Source organism: Streptomyces sp. NBC_01571, from assembly GCF_026339875.1.
Taxonomy (GTDB): domain Bacteria; phylum Actinomycetota; class Actinomycetes; order Streptomycetales; family Streptomycetaceae; genus Streptomyces.
The window spans coordinates 217,774-236,747 of record NZ_JAPEPZ010000002.1 but is presented as its reverse complement, the minus strand read 5'-3'; the positions used below and the strand labels follow the sequence as shown (position 1 = coordinate 236,747).

The 18,974-nt window shown below is 69.7% G+C and carries 20 protein-coding genes; 11 read left to right on the top strand and 9 right to left on the bottom strand.

Annotated features, from left to right (window positions below; genetic code table 11):
- The first annotated feature begins 16 nt into the window (after positions 1-16).
- The 3 genes from OHB41_RS44260 (at position 17) to OHB41_RS44250 (ending at position 3,102) form a co-directional block, all read left to right on the top strand.
- Positions 17-685 (top strand): NAD(P)H-binding protein, encoded by a 669-nt coding sequence (locus tag OHB41_RS44260; protein WP_266707110.1) that lies wholly within the window; start codon positions 17-19, stop codon positions 683-685.
- A gap of 220 nt (positions 686-905) precedes the next feature.
- The gene (locus tag OHB41_RS44255) at positions 906-1,313 is read left to right on the top strand and encodes a hypothetical protein (RefSeq protein ID WP_266707108.1); all 408 of its coding nucleotides are present in this window, start codon (positions 906-908) and stop codon (positions 1,311-1,313) included.
- Between the two features lie 337 nt (positions 1,314-1,650).
- Positions 1,651-3,102: a purine-cytosine permease family protein gene (locus OHB41_RS44250; protein ID WP_266707106.1), complete on the top strand. Its 1,452-nt coding sequence runs from the start codon at positions 1,651-1,653 to the stop codon at positions 3,100-3,102.
- 262 nt (positions 3,103-3,364) lie between these two features.
- Here OHB41_RS44250 and OHB41_RS44245 read toward each other — a convergent pair whose 3' ends face one another.
- Positions 3,365-4,324: an amidohydrolase family protein gene (locus tag OHB41_RS44245; protein ID WP_266707104.1), complete on the bottom strand. Its 960-nt coding sequence runs from the start codon at positions 4,322-4,324 to the stop codon at positions 3,365-3,367.
- Between the two features lie 185 nt (positions 4,325-4,509).
- Between OHB41_RS44245 and gcvH the strand changes: the two genes are divergently transcribed.
- Positions 4,510-4,905, top strand: a complete 396-nt coding sequence (gene gcvH / locus OHB41_RS44240) for a glycine cleavage system protein GcvH (RefSeq protein WP_266707102.1) — start codon at positions 4,510-4,512, stop codon at positions 4,903-4,905.
- 226 nt (positions 4,906-5,131) lie between these two features.
- Here gcvH and OHB41_RS44235 read toward each other — a convergent pair whose 3' ends face one another.
- Positions 5,132-5,578 carry an SRPBCC family protein gene (locus tag OHB41_RS44235; RefSeq protein WP_266707100.1) on the bottom strand — a complete coding sequence of 149 codons (447 nt, stop codon included), beginning with the start codon at positions 5,576-5,578 and terminating at the stop codon, positions 5,132-5,134.
- Positions 5,579-6,020: 442 nt separating this feature from the next.
- Here OHB41_RS44235 and OHB41_RS44230 point away from each other — a divergent pair, with 442 nt between their 5' ends.
- The gene (locus OHB41_RS44230) at positions 6,021-7,181 is read left to right on the top strand and encodes an acyltransferase family protein (RefSeq protein ID WP_266707098.1); all 1,161 of its coding nucleotides are present in this window, start codon (positions 6,021-6,023) and stop codon (positions 7,179-7,181) included.
- A 132-nt stretch (positions 7,182-7,313) separates the two neighbouring features.
- Here OHB41_RS44230 and OHB41_RS44225 read toward each other — a convergent pair whose 3' ends face one another.
- The 3 genes from OHB41_RS44225 to katG form a co-directional block, all read right to left on the bottom strand.
- Positions 7,314-7,721: a VOC family protein gene (locus OHB41_RS44225; RefSeq protein ID WP_266707096.1), complete on the bottom strand. Its 408-nt coding sequence runs from the start codon at positions 7,719-7,721 to the stop codon at positions 7,314-7,316.
- Positions 7,722-7,869: 148 nt separating this feature from the next.
- Complete coding sequence (locus OHB41_RS44220) at positions 7,870-8,262, bottom strand: helix-turn-helix domain-containing protein (protein ID WP_266707094.1); 393 nt, start codon at positions 8,260-8,262, stop codon at positions 7,870-7,872.
- A 157-nt stretch (positions 8,263-8,419) separates the two neighbouring features.
- Positions 8,420-10,651, bottom strand: coding sequence for a catalase/peroxidase HPI (katG, locus tag OHB41_RS44215; protein ID WP_266707092.1), 2,232 nt, complete (start codon positions 10,649-10,651; stop codon positions 8,420-8,422).
- Positions 10,652-11,189: 538 nt separating this feature from the next.
- On the opposite strand from katG, the gene OHB41_RS44210 reads away from it, so the two are divergent.
- The 3 genes from OHB41_RS44210 (at position 11,190) to OHB41_RS44200 (ending at position 13,914) form a co-directional block, all read left to right on the top strand.
- Positions 11,190-11,600 (top strand): Fur family transcriptional regulator, encoded by a 411-nt coding sequence (locus OHB41_RS44210; protein WP_266707090.1) that lies wholly within the window; start codon positions 11,190-11,192, stop codon positions 11,598-11,600.
- 132 nt (positions 11,601-11,732) lie between these two features.
- Complete coding sequence (locus tag OHB41_RS44205) at positions 11,733-12,491, top strand: IclR family transcriptional regulator (protein WP_266707088.1); 759 nt, start codon at positions 11,733-11,735, stop codon at positions 12,489-12,491.
- 100 nt (positions 12,492-12,591) lie between these two features.
- The gene (locus OHB41_RS44200; RefSeq protein WP_266707086.1) at positions 12,592-13,914 is read left to right on the top strand and encodes a PP2C family protein-serine/threonine phosphatase; all 1,323 of its coding nucleotides are present in this window, start codon (positions 12,592-12,594) and stop codon (positions 13,912-13,914) included.
- A gap of 148 nt (positions 13,915-14,062) precedes the next feature.
- On the opposite strand, the gene OHB41_RS44195 is transcribed toward OHB41_RS44200, so the two are convergent.
- Positions 14,063-14,503: an ATP-binding protein gene (locus OHB41_RS44195; RefSeq protein WP_266707084.1), complete on the bottom strand. Its 441-nt coding sequence runs from the start codon at positions 14,501-14,503 to the stop codon at positions 14,063-14,065.
- Between the two features lie 199 nt (positions 14,504-14,702).
- On the opposite strand from OHB41_RS44195, the gene OHB41_RS44190 reads away from it, so the two are divergent.
- Positions 14,703-15,470, top strand: a complete 768-nt coding sequence (locus OHB41_RS44190) for an IclR family transcriptional regulator (RefSeq protein WP_266707082.1) — start codon at positions 14,703-14,705, stop codon at positions 15,468-15,470.
- A gap of 41 nt (positions 15,471-15,511) precedes the next feature.
- Positions 15,512-17,026, top strand: coding sequence for a glycerol kinase GlpK (glpK, locus tag OHB41_RS44185; RefSeq protein WP_266707080.1), 1,515 nt, complete (start codon positions 15,512-15,514; stop codon positions 17,024-17,026).
- Positions 17,027-17,150: 124 nt separating this feature from the next.
- Here the strand turns inward: glpK and OHB41_RS44180 are convergent, their stop codons facing one another.
- Entirely contained in the window at positions 17,151-17,477 is a 327-nt protein-coding gene (locus tag OHB41_RS44180; protein ID WP_266707078.1) for an antibiotic biosynthesis monooxygenase family protein, read from the bottom strand.
- 128 nt (positions 17,478-17,605) lie between these two features.
- Positions 17,606-17,848, bottom strand: coding sequence for an MmyB family transcriptional regulator (locus tag OHB41_RS44175; protein ID WP_266708331.1), 243 nt, complete (start codon positions 17,846-17,848; stop codon positions 17,606-17,608).
- On the opposite strand from OHB41_RS44175, the gene OHB41_RS44170 reads away from it, so the two are divergent.
- Positions 17,837-18,340 (top strand): alpha/beta hydrolase, encoded by a 504-nt coding sequence (locus OHB41_RS44170; RefSeq protein ID WP_323138485.1) that lies wholly within the window; start codon positions 17,837-17,839, stop codon positions 18,338-18,340. The genes OHB41_RS44175 and OHB41_RS44170 overlap by 12 nt on opposite strands.
- 41 nt (positions 18,341-18,381) lie before the next feature.
- Here the strand turns inward: OHB41_RS44170 and OHB41_RS44165 are convergent, their stop codons facing one another.
- Positions 18,382-18,960: an ester cyclase gene (locus OHB41_RS44165; RefSeq protein WP_266707076.1), complete on the bottom strand. Its 579-nt coding sequence runs from the start codon at positions 18,958-18,960 to the stop codon at positions 18,382-18,384.
- Between the last annotated feature and the right edge of the window lie 14 nt (positions 18,961-18,974).

Sequence of the window (18,974 nt, the reverse complement as noted above, 5' to 3'; positions counted from 1 at the left end):
CCACCCGGGAGCAATCATGCGCGTGGCCGTTTTCGGAGCCTCCGGAATGGTGGGGCAGGGCGTGCTGCACGCCTGCCTCCAGGACGGAAGGGTCGACGAGGTCGTGCTCGTCGTGCGTACGCCACTGGAGGTGGAGCATCCGAAGGTACGGGAGGTCGTGCACACGGACTTCACCGACTTCGGCGCGGTCCAGGCCGAGTTGGAGGGCCTGGACGCCTGCTTCTTCTGCCTGGGCGTCTCCTCGGCAGGCCGGGACGAGGGGGAGTACACCCGGATCACGTACGGCTTCACGCTGGCCGCCGCCCGCGCCGTGAGCGTGAACAACCCCGGCCTGACCTTCACTTACGTGTCGGGGGAGGGGACGGACAGTACGGAGTCGGGGCGTTCGATGTGGGCGCGGGTCAAGGGCCGTACGGAGAACGCGTTGTTGGCCATGCCGTTCCACACCTACCTGTTCCGACCCGGCTACATCCAGCCGCGCAACGGAGCCGTCTCCAGGACGTCGGGCTACCGTCTGATGTACCGGCTCACGTCGTGGCTGTACCCCGTTCTCCGCAGGCTGGCCCCCAAGTACGTGACGACGACCGAGCACCTGGGCCGTGCGATGATCGCCGTCGTCGCACTCAAGGGCGACGGCCCGTCGGTGCTGCACAGCCCGGAGATCAACCGGCTCGGAGCCGAGTGACGCGGCGGGACGGTGACGCGCCTTCCTGGCCGAAGCGTGGGTGAGTACCGGCTCCGGCTCGGGGAGGTCCCGTGGCGGCGCCCGGGGACACGAGCCAGGATTCCATCAGGATCGAAGTGATCGCCCCGTGGCGTCGGTGCTCGCCATAGTGGTCGCATGCGTCGTCCATCGGCGCACGTGACCGTTCACCGCTCGGTGGACGACAACTCCGGGGGAACATATGCGTGTTCACAAGAAGCTCGGTACGGCGCTGACGACCGCGGCGCTGGCCGTCGGATTCGGCGCGGTGGCGGTCCCGTCCGCGCACGCCGCCGCGGGCTGCTGGACCAATGACGGCATCAGGTGGTACTGCAACAACGTCTCGGGCGCGGCCGTCTACGGAATCATCGGCAACAACCACTCCTACCCGGACCCCGACAAGATCGTCGGCCACATGTACTCCAACCCGAGCTGGTTCTACTGCAAGGAGGACGGCCAGGCATGGGTCGGCGGGCCGCACCCGACCCGCTGGCTGATGACCGTCGCCGACAACGGGCAACTGGGGTTCATGAAGGACACCGCGATCTACAGCGAGACGGACCCGGTGCAGAACTGCTACCCGGGCCTCCAGGCGACACCCCCGCGCTGACACGGTCCCTTTCCATGCCCCGGCGCGCGGCGAGAACGGCGATCGCGCGGGGCGAGGAAAAAGGTGTGGGACCAACGGATGACGTGCCGGCCCGTGAGCGATCCGGGCCGGCACGCCGCCGGGCGGCTTCAGAATTCCCTTGACGAAACCCATGGAGCTCTTCGGACGACCAGCCCGAACCATGGCCACCACGTACGCGTCGGCCGGAGGCACGGACCCGGTGCGTGATGCGCTTCCCGGCCCGGCTCCTTCCTGACCCGTACGGCTCGGGGCATGATCGTGGCGACAGATGATGAATGATCTCATCGCTCGGTGAACCCCCTCGAAGGAGGCGCTCGTGTCGACGTCCTCGCAGCCACGGGTATCGGGTCTGGAAATCCGTTCCATCGACTACGTCCCCCTGGACGAGCGGCATGGAAAGCTGTGGCACCTGGGGCCCCTGTGGTTCATGTCCAACGCGCAGATCGCCACACTGGCGGTGGGCCTCATCAGCATCACCGGGGGCGGGAACCTCCTCTGGTCGCTGATCGCGATCGCCGCGGGCACCATTCTCGGAACGTTCTTCATGGCGTTCCACTCCGCGCAGGGCCCACAACTGGGACTGCCGCAGATGATCCAGTCCCGGCCGCAGTTCGGCTACGTCGGAGCCCTGTTGGTGTGGCTGTTCGCCTACGTGCAGTACGCCGGATTCAACGTCTTCAACACGATCCTGGCCGGCGAGGCCCTGCACAGCACGCTGCACGGCGGAGTCAAGCCGTGGGTCGTCGTCGTCACGCTCATCGCGTTCGTCATCGCCCTGGTGGGCTACGACGTCATCCACCGTGCCGAGCGGGTCCTCACCTACGCCTTCCTCGTCATCTTCGGGGTCTTCACGGTCGGCATCCTGGTCACCCTGCACTATCCCGCCGGCTCCTTCGACCTCGGCGGCTTCAAGTGGACGCCGTTCCTCGCGCAGTTCGGCGTGGTCGCCGGCTACCAGATCAGCTGGGCCATCTACGTCTCGGACTACTCCCGCTACCTCCCGCCCGACGTGACCGTCCGCAAGACGTTCTACTGGACCTACTTCGGGTCGGCGCTCGGCGGTATCTGGCTGATGACCCTCGGCGCACTGCTCGCCGGGTGGGCGGGCAAGGACTTCGAGACGATCCGCTCCATCAACGCGGCGGGTGACAAGGTCTTCAGCGGGTTCGGCGCGATCGTGCTGCTGTTCGCCGCCCTCGGCCTGGTCTCGGTGACCGCGCTGAACATGTACGGCGGCTCCCTCACCCTCATCAGCGCGATCGACTCGTTCAGGAGAGTGCGGCCGACCATCGCCGTACGGCTCGTGACACTCGGACTCACCGCCGCGCTCTCCGTGGTGGGTGCGCTGGCCGCGACCGCCCACTTCCTGGAGAACTTCAACGACTTCCTGCTGCTGGTGCTCTACCTGTTCATCCCGTGGACCTCCGTGAACCTCATGGACTACTACGTGGTGCGCCGCGGCCACTACGCGGTCGCCGAGATCTTCAACCCCCGTGGAATCTACGGTCGTTGGGGCTGGCACGGCATCGTCGCCTACCTCGTAGGCTTCGCCGTCATGGTGCCGTTCTTCTCCGTCGGCACGCTCTACGTCGGACCCGCCGCGCATGCGCTCGGCGGCGCGGACATCTCCTTGTTCATCGGGCTGCCCGTCGCCGCGGTGCTCTACTGGCTGTTCACCCGCTCGATCGACGTCGAGGCCGAGACACGCATCGCCGAAGAAGAGCTCACGGCTTTGGAATCGGCCGCCCACGACCACCGGGAGCCATGACCTCCGCCCTCGACCGCCGTCGACGCACTCCTCTGCGGGTCCGCCCCCCCGGTTTCCCGGGAGACGGGGACTGCGCTATGCTCGATCATGAGCTTCCCGGCCGAACTCCGGTCGCCGCTCAGTGCGTTGGTGGTCCAAGGAAAGACGTCCCGCTTCCTGCGGGAAGATGCAGGTGCAAGGCCTGCCCGGCGCTCCACACAACCCCGTCTCCGGCCTTCCGGAGACGGGGTTCTTGTTGTTACCGGGAAGCCGGGTCGGCACGTCACGGCGCGGACAGGCCGAGCAGGTCCGCCGCGTTGGTGTCGAGGATCATCGTGACCTCCTCCGGGCTCAGCCCCGAGTCGGCGATGTGGTCCACGGCCCGCACGAACACCTCCCCGTCCTCGTACGGGAAGTCCGTACCGAGCACGATGCGGTCCGCCCCGAAGGAAGCCACCGCGGCGACCAGTGCGGGCGGGTGCGCATGGCTGACCGTGTCGTACCAGAGGCGCCGGGCGGCCACCGAGGGCGGTTCGGGCGTGCCGGGGGACTCGAAGGCCAGATGGTTGTCCAGCCGGCGGGGCAGCAGCGGCATCGCTCCGCCCAGGTGCGACGCCAGGACGCGCATCCGCGGATAGCGCGCGGGGAGTCCCGCCAGGATCAGGTGCATGATCGCCACCGTGTCCTCGACCGGCGCCCCGACCATCCATGTCAGGTCGTGCTCGGTGATCAGCGGGCTGGCGGCGCCCTCTCCGGCCGGGTGGACGTACAGCACGGCACCGCGCCGGTCCAGCTCCTCGTAGAGAGGGTGGAAGAGGGGATCGGCGAGTGTGCGGCCGAGCACGGTCGTGGTCACGCCGACACCGACCGCCCCCAGGTCGTCGAGGGCGCGGGCGAGCTCGCGCAGAGCCGCGTCGACATGGGGGAGGGGCAACGCGGCGAAGGCCCGGAAGCGTTCGGGGAACCGGGCCACCAGCTCCGCGTACGAGTCGTTCGCCGCCTCGGCCGGCGCCACGGCGTCCGACTCCCCGGGCAGGTGCGGGGACTGCGGGGCCGTGGACAGCACCTGGAAGTCGATGCCCGCCCGGTCCATCAGCGCGAAGCGGGCCTCCAGATCGGCCTCCTTCGCGTCGGCGCCGATCCCGCGCTGAGTACCCGTGTCGGACTTCCCCAGCCGTTCGAGACGGTCGAGGTACCCCGCGGTCCACAGGTGGGCGTGCACGTCGATACGCGTTGGGGTCACCCTTCGATGGAACGCCCGGGAAGTGGTGCGGGCCACTCGACGGGTGAGCGTTCACCGGCACGGAGCGCACCAACACGGTCTCTGCGGGCCGTTCGGGTGGAGATGCACGGGCGGCCGGACGGGCACGCGCAGACTGGCCCCACCGACGTGACCGTTCGGCATACGACAGCCCCGAAGGAGTCACCATGTCGAACGTCCCGAACGAGCTGAAGTACACCAGGGACCACGAATGGGTGCGGGTGACGGGTGAGGGCGTGGTGCGTGTCGGCATCACCGACCACGCCCAGAAGGAACTCGGGGACATCGTCTTCGCGGAGCTGCCCACCCTGGGGAACGGCTTCTCCGCGGGCGAGCCGTTCGGCACCCTCGAGTCGGTCAAGGCGGTGACCGAGGTCTACGCACCGGTTTCGGGAGAGGTGACCGCCCTCAACGATGAGCTCGGCGACAGCCCCGAGAGGGTCAACGAGGAGCCCTACGGCGACGGCTGGCTGATCGAGATCAAGTTCACCGACAAGAGTGAACTCGACCGTCTGCTCAGCGACGACGGGTACGAGAGCTACATCAGCGAAGGCAGCGAGTAGTCCCTGAGCGGACATGAGCGCGGTGACGGGCGCGCTGTGCGGAGGTGATCGCGTCACCGCTGACGGCACCGCCCCGGCGGCCGTACACACCGCCGCCGCGACGCACGCCGCCCCTACCGCCGCACGGCGCCGGAACCTCGGAAAGAGGACCAGGACCCCGGGCGGACGATCCGGGTTCGCGGATCACCGCAAGGGGTCTTCCCTCCCTCAGGAATTCTTCCGTCCCTCAGGACGCCTCCACCGCAGCCTTGATCCGCCGGCCGAACGCGTCCGCGTCCTTGCGCGCCGCACTCAGCGCGAGGCCCACCAGAAGCTTCCCGATGCCGTGGCCCTCGAGGACGTTGAAGATCCTGACGTGGGTCGTGCCCGCGCCGGTGGACTCCAGGTCGTAGCCACCCTGGTCGGCCGTCACGACGTTCTTCGAGATCTCCGTCCACCGGATCCGCCGAGGCGGGTCGAACTCGGTGATCCGGAACTGCCGGCCCGTCTTCATGCCCGCGTCCTTGACCGTGCTCGTGAAGACCGTGCCCACTGCCGTCGGGCCCTCCGGCGTCTTCTTGATCTCCTGCACCCTGGGGCTGAACTTCGGGTCGTTCGTGCCCTCGGCCAGGAAGGCGAAGACCTCCTCGACGGGGCGGTTGATCTCGGCTGTCGCCTCGAACTGACCGGCCACGGTTCCTCCTGTGCTGCGATCGCTGGGGTTCCGGCTGAGTACACGCGAGTCTGCCGAGCGGCCTCAGCCTACGGGCCCCGTCCCACCAGCGCGTCCCGTTGCCGGAGTCGGTCCCGCCGATCACCGTCTCCCGAGGTCCGACACACCCGAGAGAGCCCGGTTTGACCCCGGCAGGTCCGCAAAGGGTAGTAATGGCTGGATGCACGTAAGTGGCTTCGACCCCACCTGTGAACGTCCTGTCCCGGACGCCGGCCCCCGGGCGGGTACGTCATGGCCGGGCCGGTGGGGCCGCCGAGCGGCATCACGCCTCCCGCGGACCGAGTGGAGCCGTCCGGGCTCGCGGAGGCTGGTGTGACGCTCCCCACGAGGCCGGAATGAAACATGACGAACAGGTAACGCTCTCCTTCATGCTTTCCACGAACACCCCTCGGCAGGTGACGCGATGACATCGGCGACCGGGACGACCTGGGCGCCGGCCCCGACAGCGACCACGACCGAGTCCGCCCCCACGGCTCGACCGCCCTCGCTGCCCTCGCTCACCGGACTGCGCTGGGTGGCGGCGGTGCTGGTCTTCGGGCTGCACGTGCACAACTTCGGCTACTTCGGGGGCACCGGCGGCCGCATCGTGGCGTGGGGATTCGGGGCGGGCGCCAACGGCGTCTCGTTCTTCTTCGTCCTCTCCGGCTTCGTGCTGATGTGGTCGGCACGGCCGCGCGACCGCGCCGTGGCCTTCTGGCGGCGGCGCGTCGCCCGGATCTACCCGGTCCACCTCGTCACCGCCGCGATCGCGCTGCTCATGGGATTCACCCTGTCCGGCCAGATGAGGCCGACCCTGAACTCGGCGCTGGCGAATGTGCTGCTGACGCACTCCTGGTGGCGCCCGTGGTGGCAGACACTCGACCCCGTCAGCTGGTCGCTCGCCTGCGAGGCCTTCTTCTACGCGGTCTTCCCGCTGCTGGCGCTGGGACTGCGCCGGCTCGAGGCGCGAGCAGTGACCGTCGTCGCCGGGCTGTCGGTGCTGGCGGTGCTGGCCCTGGCCTGGTCGGACGCGCACCACTGGCTGAGCCAGCCGGTGTACTCCTTTCCCGCGGCCCGCCTCCCCGAATTCGTCCTCGGTGCCGCCGTCGCCCGTCTGGTGTTCCTGGGACGCTGGCGCGGGCCCGGCATGGAGGCCTCACTCGCCCTGACGATCATCGGCTACTTCCTCGTTCCCCAGGTCACCCCCGGGTACTCGGCCACCACCTGCACCATCATCGGCTTCGCGCTGCTGATCCCGGCGGCGGCCGTCGCCGACCTGCGGGGGCGGCCCTCACTGTGGCGGCACCGACGGCTGGTGCGGCTCGGTGAACTCTCCTTCGCCTTCTACATGATTCATCTGCTCGTCCTGCGGGCCGGTATCAACCTGCTCGGGAAGTCCCCGCACTTCGGTGTGGCGGCCGGACTGACCGCCACCGCCGTGGCGTTCACCGTGGCACTGGGGCTGGCCTGGCTCCTGTACGAGGGAGTGGAGAACCCTGCCCGGGAACTGCTGCTGCGCCGCCGGGGCGGAAAGTCGAAGCCGCCCGTGACCGAGCAGGACAGAGGCGTCGTCCGAGAGGGATAGGGTCCCGGCGGCCCGGGCGGCGCAGCACGGGGGCCTGTCCGGCGGATCATGCCGCAGACGCGGGGAATGGCACGCCCGCCTGTGTTGATCAGGCGCCGATGCTCTCCCGCAACCTGATCCGCCGGACGGACCCTAGGCCGGCTGGGTGAAACGGATGTTGTTGCCGAAGGGGTCGCGGAGGCCGCAGTCGATGCCGTACGGACGCTCGGTGGGCTCCTCGGTGAACTCGACGCCCCGGCCGAGCAGTGTCTCGTACGTCTTGCGGCAGTCGTCCGTGCTGAAGATGAGCGAGCCGCCGGTCGCGCCCTTGGTCACCAGCTCCCGGACCTGCTGCGCCGTCTCCTCGGAGAGGGCCGGGGGGCCCGGCTTCTCCAGCAGGATCTGCCGCTCGGGGTGTCCCGGGACGTTGACGGTCAACCAGCGCATGAAGCCGAAGTCGACATCGGAGTTGACCTCGAGGCCGAGCTTGCCCACGTAGAAGTCGAGGGCCTCGTCCTGGTCGAGGACGTAGATCTGTGAGTGCGTGATGGCGTTGAACATGTACGTCACGCTACCGGGCGGCCCGGGCGGAAACTTGTCCAAAACTGCTCAGTCGACGGCCTGCGGAGGCGGGCTGCGGGCGGCCGGGGGAGAGGGGGTCCGAACCATCGCGGGGACCGTTGTCGCCGAAGAGTTGCGGCTCAGTGAGTCAGCCGGTGGGCCGCATCCACGCCATGGTGAAGCACGTCGGCACGTTCGCGGGGGTCGCTTCCCTGCGGTACGTCCTCGGTGACCGGCCGACGATGTCGTGGAACGTGCGGCTGAACGTTCCGGGGCTGCCGAAGCCGACCGCGAAGCAGATGTCCGTCACGCTGCGGTCGGTCTCCCGCAGCAGGAACATCGCCCGCTCGACCCGGCGTCGCTGCAGGTAGCGGTGCGGTGTCTCGCCGAACGTGGTCCGGAAGGTGCGGGTGAAGTGGGCCTGGGACACGTGGGCGATCCGGGCCAGGGCCGCGACGTCCAGCGGCTGCGCGTACGCGCGGTCCATCGCGTCCCGTGCCCGCAGCATGCGGCGGTTGGTGTCTTCGGTGGCCCGGCTCACGACGTCATCACACCATGATTCTCCGTCGTCCCTCACCCGTGCGCGGCTGCCCCGGCGCTTCCGCGTCCGCGGAAGCCCCGGGACGGTGTCGGCACCGGGGCCCCCGAGAGGGGTCCGGGCCGGCCGGCGCGGTGCCGGCCGGCCCGGACGTCATGCGTCAGACCAGATCGAAGCGGTCGAGGTCCATCACCTTGCTCCACGCCGCGACGAAGTCGTTCACGAACTTCTCCTTCGCGTCATCGCTCGCGTAGACCTCCGCGAGCGCGCGCAGCTCCGAGTTCGACCCGAAGACGAGGTCGGCGCGGCTGCCGGTCCACTTGACCTCGCCCGTGGCCGCGTCGCGGCCCTCGAACGTGTTCGCGTCCTCGGAGACCGCCTTCCACGTCGTCCCCAGGTCGAGCAGGTTGGTGAAGAAGTCGTTGGTCAGCGCCCCGGGGGTCGTGGTGAGGGCGCCGAGCGACGACTGCTGGTAGTTCGCGCCGAGCACGCGGAGACCACCGACGAGGACCGTCATCTCGGGAGCGCTCAGGGTCAGCAGGTTCGCCCGGTCGATCAGCAGGTACTCGGCCGGGAGCCGGTTGCCCTTGCCCAGGTAGTTGCGGAAGCCGTCGGCGGCCGGCTCGAGCGGAGCGAACGCTTCCACGTCCGTCTGCTCCTGCGAGGCGTCCGCACGGCCCGGCGTGAACGGGACCTCGACATCGAAGCCGGCGTCCTTGGCGGCCTGCTCGACGGCGGCACCGCCGGCCAGCACGATCAGGTCGGCGATCGAGACCCGCTTGCCGCCGGTCTGGGCGGAGTTGAAGGCGCTCTGGATTCCCTCGAGGGTGCGCAGCACCGTCGCCAGCTGGTCGGGGTCGTTGACCTCCCAGCCGCTCTGCGGCTGGAGGCGGATGCGTCCGCCGTTGGCGCCGCCGCGCTTGTCGCTGCCGCGGAAGGACGACGCCGAGGCCCAGGCGGCGGACACGAGCTGTGCCACCGACAGGTCCGAGGCGAGGACCTGGCTCTTGAGAGCGGCGATGTCCGCGGAGTCGACGAGCTCGTGCGTGACGGCGGGCAGCGGGTCCTGCCAGAGCAGCTCCTCGGCCGGGACCTCCGGGCCGAGGTAGCGCACGACCGGGCCCATGTCGCGGTGGGTGAGCTTGAACCACGCGCGGGCGAAGGCGTCGGCGAACGCGTCGGGGTTCTCGAGGAAGCGCCGCGAGATCTGCTCGTAGGCAGGGTCGACGCGGAGCGACAGGTCGGTCGTCAGCATCGTCGGGGCGTGGGTCTTCGACGGGTCGTGGGCGTCGGGGACGGTGGTCGCGCCCGCACCGTCCTTCGGCCGCCACTGGTTCGCGCCCGCGGGGCTCTTGAACAGCTCCCACTCGTAGCCGAAGAGGATCTCGAAGAAGCTGTTGTCCCAGGTGACGGGGGTGTTCGTCCAGATGCCCTCAAGACCGCTGGTGATCGCGTCGCCACCCTTGCCGGTGCCGAAGGAGTTCTTCCAGCCGAGGCCCTGCTCCTCGAGCGGGGCGGCTTCGGGGTCGGCGCCGACGCTGTCCGCCGGGCCCGCGCCGTGGGTCTTGCCGAAGGTGTGGCCGCCCGCGATCAGCGCGACGGTCTCCTCGTCGTTCATGGCCATCCGGCGGAACGTCTCGCGGATGTCGCGGGCCGCGGCGAGCGGGTCCGGGTTGCCGTTCGGGCCCTCGGGGTTGACGTAGATGAGGCCCATCTGGACCGCGCCGAGGGGGTTCTCCAGCTCTCGGTCACCGGTGTAGCGCTCGTCGCCCAGCCAGGTGGTCTCGGGACCCCAGTAGACGTCCTCGTCGGGCTCCCACACATCCGCGCGACCGCCGGCGAAACCGAACGTCTTGAAGCCCATCGTCTCCAGGGCGACGTTGCCGGTGAGGATCATGAGGTCGGCCCAGGAGATGCTCTGCCCGTACTTCTTCTTGACGGGCCACAGCAGTCGGCGGGCCTTGTCGAGGTTGCCGTTGTCCGGCCAGCTGTTGAGCGGCGCGAAGCGCTGCTGCCCGGCACCGGCGCCGCCGCGGCCGTCGCTGATGCGGTAGGTGCCCGCACTGTGCCACGCCATGCGGATCATGAACGGGCCGTAGTTGCCGAAGTCGGCCGGCCACCAGTCCTGCGAGTCCGTCAGCACCTCCGCGATGTCCCGCTTCACGGCGGCGAGGTCGAGGCCCTTGAACGCCTCGGCGTAGTCGAACTCCTCGCCGAGGGGGTTGGCGACGGCCGGGTTCTTGGCGAGGATCTTCAGGTTGAGGCGATCGGGCCACCACTGGCGGTTTCCGCCGCCCTGCGTCGGGTGCGTGGCCCGATCGTGCGCGACGGGGCAGCCACCTCCGCCCTCCGTCTTCGCGTCTACGACGATTGCATCATGGTTCTCAGACATGGGAATCCTTCCGGACCAGGCGGATCGTGGTGCTCAGGTGCTGCGGGTGGGGGAACAGCCGGGGCAGGGGCCCCGGCGCACGCCCCCAGGCATCGTCGGGCGGGAGGCCGTGATCGTCGTACGGGTTCGCACGGGGCGCCGGCGTGCGGGCCGGTCCTGTGCGGCGAACGGGCCCTGTCGCGCCGAGGGTGGGGAGATCCCCGCCAGCGGCCCGAGGGGAGATGCGGGGCGCGCGATCGCGCGCCCCGGACGTGGCCGCCCCGATGCCGAGGTGGTCACACTCCCGGACGGCCGCGAGCCGTGCGACGCGGGCGGCCGCCATCCTCAGGCCGGCACCGCGCAGCTTCCCGGCGGTGGTCCCGTCACATCTCTGTCTCATGCCGTTTTGGAGTCTTCCTGTCCCTTGGCCAGCGCCAGAACCGATCCTACGATGGACAGAGTCTTAGTCAAGAAGCGCGCCAAACCCGTATCCAATAGGAGCCCGGACGTTCACTGGTAAAATTCGGGTATCCCGCCGAACCTGAATAGGTGAACCGATATGAGTGACCTGCTGGAGCGACTGCGAGCACGTGGCTGGCGGATGACCTCCCAGCGACGTGTCGTCGCGGAGGTCCTCGACGGCGATCACGTCCACTTCACCGCCGACGAGGTGCACGCCCGCGCCGCGCAGCGACTGCCCGAGATCTCCCGGGCCACCGTGTACAACACCCTGGGTGAGATGGTCTCCCTCGGTGAGGTCATAGAGGTCGCGACGGACGGCCGCGCCAAGCGCTACGACCCCAACGCCCACCACGCCCACCAGCACCTGGTGTGCTCCAACTGCGGCACCATCCGGGACGTCCACCCGACCGGCGACCCGCTGGCCGACCTCCCCGCGGTGGAACGTTTCGGCTTCCAGGTGTCCGAGGTCGAGGTCACGTACCGCGGGCTGTGCCCCTCCTGCGCCTGACGGTCGTCCCGCTGATCCGCGGCGGGCGTGCCACGGCGGCCGACGACACCTGAGGTACCCCGTCGCGCCGTCGGAGCCGCGAACGGGCGAGGGGGTGTTGCCCGCGCCGCACACTCGGCGCACGCTGGTCCTATGGGTGCTCACGACGGCCCCACGCTCATCGCGTCCGTGCAGCGGGCCTTCCGACTGCTGGAGGCCGTGAGCGCGCACGAGAACGGCGCTCCCGCGAAGCAGTTGGCGCGCGAGACCGGGCTGCCGCTGGCCACCGCGTACCACCTGCTGCGGACGCTGGTGCACGACGGATACATACGGAAGCTGGACGACGGCGGCTTCATCCTCGGGGACAAACTGCAGGCGCTGCACAGCACCGCCCGTGGCCAGACACTGCTGAGCCGGATCCGTCCCACGCTCGCCGCACTGCGGGACGAGCTCGCGACCCCCGCCTACCTCACCTTCTACGAGGAGGGCGAGATCCGGGTCGCGGAGATCGTCGACGGCCCCCGGGCACCCCGGGTCGACCTCTGGGTGGGATTCGAGGACGCCGGCCACGCCACCGCCCTGGGCAAGTCCGTACTGCGGGAACTGGACGACGACGCCCGCAACGACTACCTCTCCCGGCACGGCCTCGCCGACCTCACACCGCGGACCGTGACCAGTTCCTCGGAGCTGCTCAGGCGGCTCGACTCCTCACCGGTGGCTCCGGCCGTCACCGACCTGGAGGAGTACGCCCTCGGCACCGTCTGCGTCGCCGTGCCGGTCTACTGCGGGGACACCCTGGGCTCGCTCGGCGTCTCGCTGCCGGCGGAGCGGGTCTCCCGGCTCGAGGATGTCGTGACACGGCTCATCCCGATCGCAAACCGCGTCACCAGAAGTCTCTCTCTCACTATCTGAAATCTGTCTCCTTGTGAGGCTCGGACGGAACGCGTTTCCTGGATGAAACGGACATACCGGGAATGTGATCCGGCACACAGGTGAGGACTGCGGACGAAACATGAGTCATGCCCGAGACCATGGTGGCGCCCACAGGCCGTTGCGGCCGACCAGGGATCGACTAGCGCCCCTCAGGGCATTCGCCCAACGGCGCGCCACCGCCCAGCTCGCCGCCGGAGTACCCGTACTGCCCCTGCTGTTCGTCTTCGTCATCGTGCTCGTCGACGTCGTCGGCGGAGCCGGCATGATCTGGCTGTCACTGCTCGCGGCCGCCCCCGCGCTGGCCGCCACGACCAACGGGCCGCGCGGAGTGTTCTCCATCGGTCTCCTCGCCGCCGTACTGGGCGCGAGGCTCGGCATCAGGGACGGCGTACCCGCCGGAGAACTGGCGGCCCTGCTGTCCGCGCTGTCGGCCGTCACCCTGGCGAGCGGCCTGGCCAGCTCACTGCGCGGACGCCGGGAACGGGTGCTCGCCGCAGTTCGCTCGGTCGCTGAGGCCGCCCAGCACGCCCTGCTCACGCCGATACCGGAGACCGTCGGCCCCTTTCAGGTGGCCGTCCGCTACAGCGCCGCCGCGGCGGAGGCCCGGATCGGCGGAGATCTCTACGCCCTGGTGTCCACCCCGTACGGCGTCAGACTGATCGTCGGCGACGTGCGCGGCAAGGGACTGCCGGCCGTGGGGACCGCCGCGCTCGTGCTCGGGGTCTTCCGCGAGGCCGCCTACGACGAGCCCGATCTGCTCGCCGTCGTCAGCAGGATCGAGCGGAGCCTGGCCCGCAATCTCGGCGGGGACGACTTCGTCACGGCCGTGGTCGCCGGATACGGGCAGGCGGGACATCTGGAGGTCGTCAACTGCGGGCACGCTCCTCCGCTGCTGGTACGCGCGTCCGGGAGCGTCGTGCCGGTCGAGCCCAACCACCCGGCCCCGCCCCTGGGACTGCGCGCCCTCTCGGGCGAGGTCCCCAGCCTCCACGTGCTGCCCTTCGACGACGGGGACCAGCTGCTGCTCTACACCGACGGGGTCACCGAGGCCCGCAACCACGATCGCGAGTTCTATCCGCTGGCCGAGGGACTGGCGCGCCATGTGTCCGAAGAGCCGGCGAGCACCCTCGACGCGCTCCACGACGAACTGCTGACGTACGTGGGGGGCCGACTGCACGACGACGCCGCGCTGCTCCTGCTGCGCAAGCCGTCCGCTTCCCGAGCGCCCGGTGCCGAACCGGCAGCCGCTGTTCCGGGCGCGCCGGAACCGGCCGCCTCTGCTTCGGCCGCGTCCGGTGCGATCGCATTCGATCCGGCCGGGTCAGGTCGGCCGGTGTCGGGTCGGGCCGCTTCAGATCTGGTGGTCTCTCGTCCCACGGGTGTGGGCTCCGACCACTTCTGACCGCGCCGCGGTACGACGCCGGTCGCGATCCCCTCTCCGTGAACGGAGACGCCGAGCGACGGGTTCTGCGTGGATGGGGGCGTTGAGCGACGGGCTCCTCGTGAGCGCGGGCCTCCCGCCACGCGCTCTCACGTACGCCCGCTCCTGTTCACGCCGCGACGAGATCGGCCCACCGGGTCACTCCACCGGGATGGAACCGTATGCCGTAGCGGGCCGCCAGGGCCTTGACGATCTCCTCGCCGCGGCCGTGCTCGTCGGGGTCGATCCCTTCGAGATCCTCCCCGGCGGCGCGCGCGGGCCCCGCGTCGGTGACCTCGACCCGCAGGGTGTCGAATCCGTTGCCCCGGATCCAGGACAGTCGCAGCTCCGCCGGGGGCAGAGCGTGCACGATCGCGTTGGTGAGGAGTTCCGACACCACCAGCAGCGCGTCCTCGAAGATCCCCGGAGACACGTTCCAGTCGGTGAGGACCGTGCCCGCGCGTCGTCGGACGGCCGAGACGGCCCCAGCGACAGGCGGCAGCGGAAAGACGTACTCGACTGCCTCGCGAAGCTTCGTCTCGCGAAGCCTCGTATTGAGCTGTAGCGCCATCTCTACTCCTCCGGGGTGAGCGCTGTCGGCCGGTTGCCGGAACCTCAGCGCGTTGCCGGGCCTCAGAGCACGTTAAGGACCGAAATGAGGTGGGTCAATGAACGGCGGTCGGCATTACCGAACGCCGCATCCGGGGCAGCGTTCGCATCGACTCCCCGCACGTCAAGCGGACCCTCCACAGCGGTAATAGGCTCGGATCATGGCCGGCCCAGTCCAGTCGATCGAACGGGCGGCTGCGATCTTGCGTCTGCTCGCCGGTGAGCCTCGCCGACTCGGGCTGGGCGAGGTGGCGGCCTCGCTCGGGCTGGCCAAAGGCACCGCCCACGGCATCCTGCGCACACTCCAGCACGTGGACTTCGTGGAACAGGACGCGGAGACCGGGAAGTACCAGCTCGGAGCCGCCCTGCTGCACCTCGGCACCAGTTACCTCGACATCAACGAGCTGCGGTCGCGCTCCATCAACTGGGCCGACGCGCTCGCCGCGCGCAGTGGGGAATCGGTCCGCCTGGGCACGCCCCTGGAGGGCATGGTCCTCGTCGTCCACCACGTGTTCCGGCCGGACGACACGCTCCAGACCCTGGACGTGGGCTCGCTGCTGCCGCTGCACGCCTCCTCGCTCGGCAAGGTGTTGCTGGCCTTCGGGGCCGTGACCGTGGAGCCGGTACTGGAAGCCGGTCTCGAGGCGTACACCCGGCACACGCTGGTCACTCCGGAGCGGCTCACCCGGGCGCTGACCGAGATCCGGGACCTCGGCTGGGGTGCCGAGGTCCAGGAAATGACCATGGGTGAGGCCGGCATCGCCTCGCCGATCCGGGGGCACGGCGGACTGGTGGTCGGCGCGATCGGCCTGTCCGGCCCGGTCGAGAGGATCTGCGACGGTCACGGCGTTCCCCGGCCGAGGTTGGTCACCCTCCTTCGGGAAGCCGCACGGGCCATTTCCAGAGAGCTGGGGGCAGCTCGCTGGTGACACCACCGCCTCACCGACACATCGGAAGGCAGAAGCCGATCATGGTTGAACGGTATGTAATGTCCATCGATCAGGGCACCAACTCCACCCGATGCATCCTGTTCGACCACCATGGGCGGTTGGTGTCGGTCGCCCAGCGTGAGCACCAGCAGCACTTCCCGCGCCCCGGATGGGTCGAGCACGACGCCGTCGAGATCTGGCGCAACCTGCAGCGCATCGTCCCGGAGGCCCTGTCGGACGAGGGTGTCGGCGCGGCGGAGGTGGCCGCCATCGGTCTCGCGAACCAGCGGGAGACGACGGTGGTCTGGGACCGGCGGACGGGTGCCCCGCTGGGCAGGGCCATCGTCTGGCAGGACACCCGTACGGCGCCGCTCGTCGAGGACCTCAGGATCGACCCCGGAGACGACTTCTTCCTCGAGCGCTGCGGTCTGCCTCCCTCTACCTATTTCTCGGCGCTGCGGATCCGCTGGCTGTTCGACCATGTCAACGGACTGGAGCGGCGGGCCAGGGACGGCGAGGTGCTGTTCGGCACGATGGAGAGCTGGCTGATCTGGAACATCACCGGTGGTGCGGACGGCGGCCTGCACATCACGGACGCGACGAACGCCAGCCGCACCATGCTGATGAACATCCGTACGCTGAAGTGGGACGACGAGCTTCTCGCGTTCTTCGGGGTCCCCCGCCCCATGCTTCCGGAGATCCGCTCCTCCGCCGAGAGTTACGGGGAGGCCCGTTCGCTTCTCCCGGGCGTCCGCATCACCGCCGCGCTCGGTGACCAGCAGGCGGCCCTGTTCGGCCAGACCTGTTTCTCCCCGGGTGAGGCGAAGTGCACCTACGGAACGGGCAGCTTCCTGCTGCTCAACACCGGTACCGACGTCGTGCGGTCGCGGCACGGACTCCTCACGACCGTCGCCTACAAGATCGGGGACGAGCCTCCGGTCTACGCACTGGAGGGTTCGATCGCGGTCACCGGCTCACTGGTCCAGTGGTTCCGTGACCGCCTGGGACTGATCAACAGCGCGCCGGAGATCGAGACCCTCGCGCGGACGGTCGAGGACAACGGCGGCTGCTACATCGTCCCTGCCTTCTCCGGTCTGTTCGCACCCCGCTGGCGCAGCGACGCGCGCGGGGTCATCGTCGGACTCACCTCGTACATCACCAGGGGACATCTGGCCCGGGCCGTCCTGGAGGCCACCGGCTGGCAGACCCGGGAGGTCGTCGACGCCATGAACGCCGACTCCTCGGTGGCCCTGAAGCAGCTCAAGGTCGACGGCGGTATGACAGCGGACAACCTGCTCATGCAGTTCGTGGCCGACGTGCTCGACGTGCCGGTGGTGCGGCCGATGGTGGCCGAGACGGTCTCCCTGGGCGCCGCCTACGCGGCGGGCCTGGCCGCCGGCTACTGGCCGGACCTGGAGATCCTGCGCCGCAACTGGCACCGGGCCGGCCAGTGGCTGCCGAACATGGACCCCGCGCACCGTGAGGCGGAGTACGACAACTGGCAGCGGGCCGTCGAGCGGTCCCTGGGGTGGATCAAACCACCGGGCTCCACTTGACGGGGGTCGGGCGGACGATGCCGGCAGCCGGCGCGGAACTCACCGACTGCCGGTCCGCATCACTCACTGGAAAGCCGGCTCACCCACTCGCCGGCTGACCGCGGTGCAGAGTGCCGGGGTCCGGCTACGCGGTCTTCGGTGCCGCCTGCTGCACGACGTCGAACGACCACAGCGTGGACCCGGCGGCGGCCGGCTTGGGGCGCTCACCGCCCTCGCCGGCACCTTGGTGGGCCGCCTTCATGGGCCCCTCCATCCAGGCCTGGAAGGACGCCTCGTCACGCCAGCGGGTGTAGACGAGGTAGCTGTCGGTGCCCTCGACCGGGCGGAGGAGTTCGAACCACTCGAAGCCGTCGGAGTTCTCCACGGCATGGGCACGGGAGGCGAAGCGCTTCTCCAGCGTCTCCCGCTGCTCGGCGGGGACGGTCAGTACGTTGATCTTGACTACGCTCATGGCCTCATCCTGCCGCATTCCGAAAGAAGCTCGGCCCTCACCGCCTTGGTGTTGTTCACGGGGTCGGCCTTCCTCCAGCGCGCTTCGGTGTTCGATGCGGCGGGTCGGCGGCTCGGGACGGCGGCCCGTCAACTCGTCGGGTTCTCCCTGCGGGACGGTGCGGGGCCCGACCAGGACGCGAGGAAGTGGAGTGCCTCGTGGGAGTCGGATCCGGCGGCCGCGGTCATCACCATGAGCTGCTGGTCCGGGTCGGTGGTGCAGCCGAGCATCTCCCAGTCGACAGTGAGGGCTCGGACGACGGGGCGGTGCAGTGTCTTGGTGCCGCAGGTCTTGTGCGCGACGTCGTGCGCGGCCCGGGCGTGAGCGAGCAGACGGCCGGTCTCTACGCGGAGGAGCTGGCCGCGGAGGGCTTCGTCGCGCTGGCCTTCGACACCGCCTATCAGGGCGACAGCGAAGGGGAGCCGCGGGGCCTGGAGAACCCGTTCGCGCGGGCGGAGGACATCAGGAGCGCCGTGACCCACCAGATCGCGCAGTACTCCTCCTTCGGCCTTATCCATCTCGTCGCGCCGCGGCCGCTGCTGATGATCGCCGGAACCGAGGCGGACACCGCCTACTTCAGCCGTGAGGCGATCGGGAAGGCACGGGAGCCGAAGGAGCTCTTCCGGGGCGAGGGCGCCACCCACATCGACCCGTACGACAAGGACGCGTACGTGCCGACCGCCCTGGCGAAGCTGACCGGCTTCTTCAAGGAGCACCGGCGTCCGCCTGAGCCGACACCGAGGACGGCGGTGAAAGGTGTCCGTGCGGCGGGTCGGGCCCGTGCGGCGGGTGACGCCCGGTCCTCCCTGGGCCCGAGCCCCTGAGAGGACGCAGGCGTCGGCCAGCCTACGGTGCGGCGTCCGGCTCAGCGGCTCTCGGCCCGCCCACCCGGCCGCCGGGCCGCCGCCTCGGCCGCCCGTGTGGTGATGTCGGCGGCCGCGCGTGCGGCGCGTCCGGTCACCTTCCAGGCGACCATGCGCAGGGCGGTGGCCGGGGACGGGGGGAACACGCCGAGCTGTCCGAGCATGGTGATGTCGTCGCGTACCGCCTCGTGTCCGACCACCTTGCCGTCCCGCAGGTCGAGCACATGGATCTGTTCGAAGTCGATCTCACGCCCGGTGGGAGGTACGGCCTGGTCGAGGGCGCCGTCGCGGAAACGGACGAACGGGCCGGTGTGGCGGCCCCGCATCCGCAGCCGTACCCAGACCTGCTCGTCGTTCCCGGCGGTGCCGAGCACGGGGAAGCGCAGGTCGCTGAAGGCGGACCGCATCCACGCGCTCGAGGCGAGGACCCCCGCCGGTCCCGGGATCGAGCAGGCGGCGGGCGCCACGGCCGCTTCGCGGTTGTGGAAGTCCTCGCCCACCACCTCGGCGGCCAGTGCCGGATCCCCGGTCTCGAGGATGCGGAAGAGCCCGTGGGCCAGGCCCGTGGTGTCCATGCCCATTGCGTCCGTACCTT

Bases quoted from the DNA above. Each gene is read 5' to 3' on its own strand.
- OHB41_RS44260 (WP_266707110.1), top strand. From the start codon at position 17: ATGCGCGTGGCCGTTTTCGGAGCCTCCGGAATGGTGGGGCAGGGCGTG.
- OHB41_RS44255 (WP_266707108.1), top strand. From the start codon at position 906: ATGCGTGTTCACAAGAAGCTCGGTACGGCGCTGACGACCGCGGCGCTG.
- gcvH (WP_266707102.1), top strand. From the start codon at position 4,510: ATGTCGAACGTCCCGAACGAGCTGAAGTACACCAGGGACCACGAATGG.
- OHB41_RS44230 (WP_266707098.1), top strand. From the start codon at position 6,021: ATGACATCGGCGACCGGGACGACCTGGGCGCCGGCCCCGACAGCGACC.
- OHB41_RS44225 (WP_266707096.1), bottom strand. From the start codon at position 7,721: ATGTTCAACGCCATCACGCACTCACAGATCTACGTCCTCGACCAGGAC.
- katG (WP_266707092.1), bottom strand. From the start codon at position 10,651: ATGTCTGAGAACCATGATGCAATCGTCGTAGACGCGAAGACGGAGGGC.
- OHB41_RS44210 (WP_266707090.1), top strand. From the start codon at position 11,190: ATGAGTGACCTGCTGGAGCGACTGCGAGCACGTGGCTGGCGGATGACC.
- OHB41_RS44205 (WP_266707088.1), top strand. From the start codon at position 11,733: ATGGGTGCTCACGACGGCCCCACGCTCATCGCGTCCGTGCAGCGGGCC.
- OHB41_RS44200 (WP_266707086.1), top strand. From the start codon at position 12,592: ATGAGTCATGCCCGAGACCATGGTGGCGCCCACAGGCCGTTGCGGCCG.
- OHB41_RS44195 (WP_266707084.1), bottom strand. From the start codon at position 14,503: ATGGCGCTACAGCTCAATACGAGGCTTCGCGAGACGAAGCTTCGCGAG.
- OHB41_RS44190 (WP_266707082.1), top strand. From the start codon at position 14,703: ATGGCCGGCCCAGTCCAGTCGATCGAACGGGCGGCTGCGATCTTGCGT.
- glpK (WP_266707080.1), top strand. From the start codon at position 15,512: ATGGTTGAACGGTATGTAATGTCCATCGATCAGGGCACCAACTCCACC.
- OHB41_RS44180 (WP_266707078.1), bottom strand. From the start codon at position 17,477: ATGAGCGTAGTCAAGATCAACGTACTGACCGTCCCCGCCGAGCAGCGG.
- OHB41_RS44165 (WP_266707076.1), bottom strand. From the start codon at position 18,960: ATGGGCATGGACACCACGGGCCTGGCCCACGGGCTCTTCCGCATCCTC.